The organism is Segeticoccus rhizosphaerae (genome assembly GCF_009192725.1).
GTDB classification, from domain to species: domain Bacteria; phylum Actinomycetota; class Actinomycetes; order Actinomycetales; family Dermatophilaceae; genus Segeticoccus; species Segeticoccus rhizosphaerae.
The window spans coordinates 1-4361 of sequence record NZ_VOHR01000309.1 but is presented as its reverse complement, the minus strand read 5'-3'; the positions used below and the strand labels follow the sequence as shown (position 1 = coordinate 4361).

5 protein-coding genes are annotated in these 4361 nt (G+C 71.6%); 1 reads left to right on the top strand and 4 read right to left on the bottom strand.

Going from position 1 to position 4361, the window contains the following annotated elements; genetic code table 11:
* The 3 genes from FRW57_RS17945 to hpnC form a co-directional block, all read right to left on the bottom strand.
* Positions 1-714 (bottom strand): FAD-dependent oxidoreductase (locus FRW57_RS17945; RefSeq protein WP_152186638.1); only part of this gene is annotated, 714 nt, incomplete at its 3' end.
* The gene (hpnD, locus tag FRW57_RS17940) at positions 714-1568 is read right to left on the bottom strand and encodes a presqualene diphosphate synthase HpnD (protein ID WP_137122161.1); all 855 of its coding nucleotides are present in this window, start codon (positions 1566-1568) and stop codon (positions 714-716) included. The genes FRW57_RS17945 and hpnD, both read right to left, overlap by 1 nt.
* Positions 1565-2437: a squalene synthase HpnC gene (gene hpnC, locus FRW57_RS17935; RefSeq protein ID WP_152186637.1), complete on the bottom strand. Its 873-nt coding sequence runs from the start codon at positions 2435-2437 to the stop codon at positions 1565-1567. The genes hpnD and hpnC overlap by 4 nt, the downstream gene beginning before the upstream one ends.
* A 93-nt stretch (positions 2438-2530) precedes the next feature.
* Between hpnC and FRW57_RS17930 the strand changes: the two genes are divergently transcribed.
* The gene (locus FRW57_RS17930) at positions 2531-3772 is read left to right on the top strand and encodes a PucR family transcriptional regulator (protein ID WP_152186636.1); all 1242 of its coding nucleotides are present in this window, start codon (positions 2531-2533) and stop codon (positions 3770-3772) included.
* Here the strand turns inward: FRW57_RS17930 and FRW57_RS17925 are convergent.
* Positions 3664-4361 (bottom strand): WS/DGAT domain-containing protein (locus FRW57_RS17925; protein WP_152186635.1); only part of this gene is annotated, 698 nt, incomplete at its 5' end. The genes FRW57_RS17930 and FRW57_RS17925 overlap by 109 nt on opposite strands.

Below are 4361 nucleotides of genomic sequence, written 5' to 3'. Positions count from 1 at the left end.
CGCTCGGGTGCGCACCTGCGCGCCCTCGCGCTCGAGCACGTCGGTCGCGGCATCGCCGTGCAGACGCCGCAACGGTGCGTTGGCCCAGCCGATGTCACCGGCGGACGCCGACCCGAGGACGCCCTGCTGGAAGACGACGGCACCCAGGGCGAGCGACGCCTCGGCCGCGGGCGCGTTGAGGGTGGCGATGCCGATCAGGTCCCACAGGGCCTCGAGGCTGCGAGGGCTCTGGCCGTGCTCCCCCAGCCACGAGCCGAAGGACCGCTCGTCAGTGGCGGGATCGTCGACGTCGATTCGCTTGAGGCCCAAGGCAGCCCGCGCCGCCCTCAGGCGCTCCGCCGGTTCCAGCCACCGGTAGCGCGCCAGGGCGGCGCCGAGGTGCAGCGGCGCGGGCAGTCCACTTCGACGCAGCCGCGACACCTGTCCCGAGTCCCCGCTCGCGACGGGGACGTCCAAGCGGTCCTGGAGGGTGACCAGGTTGGCCACCCCGAGCCGGTCCAGCAGCCCCCGGTATGCGGTGCAGCACCGCAGGAAGACGTGCTGCCCGTTGTCCACCCACAGCCCGTGACGACGGAAGGAGTGGGTCAGGCCACCGAGCCAGCCGCGCGACTCCAGGACGGTGACGTCCGCGCCGCCGTCGATGCAGTCGAGGGCCGCCGTGATGCCGGCCAGCCCGCCGCCGACCACCACGACCCGTGTCCTCCCTGCGGCCATCAGCGCCTCCCCGCCAGGGCCGAGACCGCCACGCGCACCTTCTGGCCCGAGCCCAGCGACAGGCGCCGGTCGTAGACGGTGGTCGGGTCCTCCTCGATGACGTCGAGCAGGTGGCTGTAGATGCCGGCCATCGCCTGGCAGCAGGCGGCGCTACGACGGTCGAGGTGAGGCAGCAGCCGGTTGCCGAGGGAGTACCAGTCGCGCGCCCGGGACGCGAACGCCCGCAGCATCGCCGCCAGGCGGCCGTCCGGGTCGTCCAGCGAGCCGTAGTCGTCGAGCCTGAGGGTCACCCCGAACCGGTCCAGCTCGTCCTTGGGCAGGTAGACCCTGCCGTGGAGGAGGTCCTCGCGGACGTCTCGCAGGATGTTGGTCTGCTGCAACGCGATTCCCAGCTGGTCGGCATACAGGCTGGCACGCGGCTCGGCATCGCTGCCGAACACGCCCAGGCACAGGCGACCCACGGTGCCCGCGACCCGACGGCAGTAGAGGACCAGCTCCTCGAAGTCGGTGTAGCTGACGCCCATGAGGTCCATCCCGACGCCGTCCAACAGCTCGTCGAACGCCTCGAGCGGCACGGGATAGCGCCGCGCGGTGTCGCTGACGGCGACGAGCACGGGGTCGCTGCTGGAGTCCATCTCGTGCACGCTGTGACGGACCTTGGTGAGCGCAACCGCCTTGTCGACGCCGGAGAGGTCGCCGTCGCCGATGTCGTCGATGCGCCGGGCGAGCGCGTAGAGGGCGCACAACGCCGAGCGCTTGGGTGCTGGCAGGAGGCGGATGCCGTAGAAGAAGTTGCGGGCCTCGGATCGGGTGATCTCCTCGCACCGACGGTAGGCCTCTTCCACGGACGTCATGCCCACCACCTGCCCGACGGACGAAGGAGTATTCCTGTCAGGTGCCGTGCCAGCCCTGCCCGGGTCGGGGACGCGTCCTGTCCGAGCACGTCGCCTCCGGTGCGCAGCAGGGCGTCGGCAGTGGCCCGTCCGCCGGCGACGAAGCCGGCCACCGACAGGCGCGCCCAGCCGTGCAGCTCGCCCACGAGGGGGGCGCCGCTCTCGAGCAACGCACGGGCACAGTCGATCTCGTGACGCATCAGTCGTCGGAGGTGCTCCGAGGCAACCTGTGCTCCGAGGGCCTTCTCCTCCACGCCGAACGCGGCCAGGTCCTCCAGTGGCAGGTAGACCCGGCCCGCCAGGAAATCCTCCCGGACGTCCTGCCAGTGCTCGAGCAGCTGCAGGGCGGAACAGACCCGGTCGGAGAGCACGGCGCAGTGCGGCTCGTCGACACCGAAGACCCGCAGGACGATTCGCCCGATCGGGTCGGCGGAGAGGCGGCAGTAGCCGAGGAGCTCCTCGAGGGTGGCGTAGCGAGAGACCTGCTGGTCCTGCAGGTTGGCCTCGACCAGTCGGTCGAACAGGTCCTGCTCGAGGTCGCACTCGCGCACCGTCGGCGCGAGCTGTCGCAGGACGGGGTGTGTCGGCCGCTCGCCCAGCCAGATCCGATCCAGGTCGGTGCGCAGCTCCTGCAGCTGAGCCTTCCGGTCACCCTCCGCCTCGTCCCCCGTGTCGTCGATCATCCGCGCCACCGCGTAGACCGAGTGCAGGTGCTCCCGATGACGGCGAGGGAGGGCCCGCAACGCGACCGGGAAGTTCTCCGCGCGTTCGCGTTGTCGGTGCGCCAGCGAGTCTGGCGCATCCCAGGGCAGGGAGAGCGAATCCGCCATGCATTGATCATTGCGGTTGACGCCGGCCCGCGTCTGCGACCGCCAAGGCAGATTTCGATCCTGAAACTGTCACTGAATGATAAATTTGGGCTCATGTCGCACAGCGATGCTCCTGCCTTCGCGGCGCGCGAGCAGGACCCCACGCCGTCCTTCGACCAGGAGGCCCTGCGGGACGCGCTCAGCCGGAGGTTTCCGCAGCTGTTGGCCGAGGTGGCCGAGCTGCTCGAGCCGGAGTGGCCGGACTACGCGGCGTTCCTGCGCCAGCGGCGAGCCGACGTGGCCGGCGCCGGGCCGTCCTTCATCCAGTGGCTGCTCGAGGTGGCGCGCATCGACCAGCTCGGCTCCCAGGACGCTCGGCTCTCGTCCTCCGGCATGGCCCACGACAGTGACGCACTCTTCGAGTCCATCGGCCGTCTGCAGGCGCAGCAGGGGCAGGACCTGACCATGCTGCTGACCGCCTACCAGGTCGGGGCGCGCGTCGCTTGGCGCTACGTCTCCCAGACGGCTCTCTCCCTCGAGATGGAGCCGGACGTCGTCGCGGCCCTCGCCGAGGCGGTGTTCGTCTTCGTCGGGCGGCTCTCCTCCTCGTCCGCCTACGGCTACGCGCAGCAGCAGTCCGAGGACCACCTGGCCCGTGAGCGGCTCCGCGACGAGCTGACCCAGCTGCTGGTCTCCGGTCGCTCCGACATGCTGGCGCTGCGCAACGCTGCCGCCAGGGCCGGGTGGCGGTTGCCCACGGAGGCCTCCATCGTGCTGGTCGACCCCGAGGACGAGACGGCGCGCCGCGCGGTGGGACACGGCGGGCCGCAGTGGCTGCGACTGCAGCAGGACGGGCTCTTCGGCGCGATCATCCCGGACACGGCCGGTCCCGGTCACCGCAGCCGCCTGGAGGAGTCCCTCTCCGGAGCCGGCGCCGTGGTGGGGCCGGCCGTTCCGCTGACGCTCCTGCCGGCGAGCGCCCGGATCGCCATGATCGCCGAGCGGCTGACCCGGGAGGGCCTCCTCGAGGGGGACCCGGTCTTCGTCTCCGACCACCTCGACACGATCATCGTGCACCGCGACGACCTGCTCATCAAGGCGCTGCGTTCACAAGCCCTGGCGCCGCTCAACGGCCTCACGGCCCGGGCGCGGTCGCGGCTGCTGACGACGCTGGCCTCGTGGTTGCGGCACCAGGGGAACCAGCAGGCCGTGGCGGCGGAGCTGGGCATCCACCCGCAGACCGTGCGTTACCGCCTCGGCCAGCTGCGCGAGTCCTTCGGGACGGCGCTGGACGATCCCACCGAGCGCTCGCGGCTGTTCCTCGCCGTGGTCTGGGGCGCACCCCAGGACTCCTGACCCGGCTCGTCCCGCAACGATTCCACCGCCTGGACGAAGGACTTCACCAACTGGTCGACGTCGATGACCTCGGGGTCACCGACCATCCCGACGCCGACGACGCCGGTCCACCCGAGCGTGCCCACGGTGAGCGGCGCGCCGGGGGCGAGGGGCAGCACCGGCAGCACACCCGTGACGGCTGATCCCGCCAACGCCACCCGGTCCACCGGCCCGGGCACGTTGGACACGATCGCCTGGAAGAAGCGGCGGCCGTAGACGGTGCGGGCAAACCAGGCCACGGCGGGCTCGGGGAGGACCCCCAGCACTCGTGACATCACGAAGCGCGAGCCCAGGGCCCGGGTCGGCGTCCGCAGCCGAGCCGTCCGCTCACGGATCAGTGCGACCCGCCGGCTCGGGGCCATCGGCTCGAGCGGGAGGTCGATCATCACCGCCGCAGTGACGTTGCCCTCGTCGGTGGACCCGGGGGCGCGCAGCATCATCGGCACCGCCACGCGCAGTCGCGACCGAGCCCGTTGCGCGAGCTCGGGGTGCGTGGTCGCCAGCGCCTCCGCCGTGGCGGCGAGCACCACGTCGGTGATGCGGCAGACCT

Bases quoted from the DNA above. Each gene is read 5' to 3' on its own strand.
- hpnD (WP_137122161.1), bottom strand. From the start codon at position 1,568: ATGACGTCCGTGGAAGAGGCCTACCGTCGGTGCGAGGAGATCACCCGA.
- FRW57_RS17930 (WP_152186636.1), top strand. From the start codon at position 2,531: ATGTCGCACAGCGATGCTCCTGCCTTCGCGGCGCGCGAGCAGGACCCC.
- hpnC (WP_152186637.1), bottom strand. From the start codon at position 2,437: ATGGCGGATTCGCTCTCCCTGCCCTGGGATGCGCCAGACTCGCTGGCG.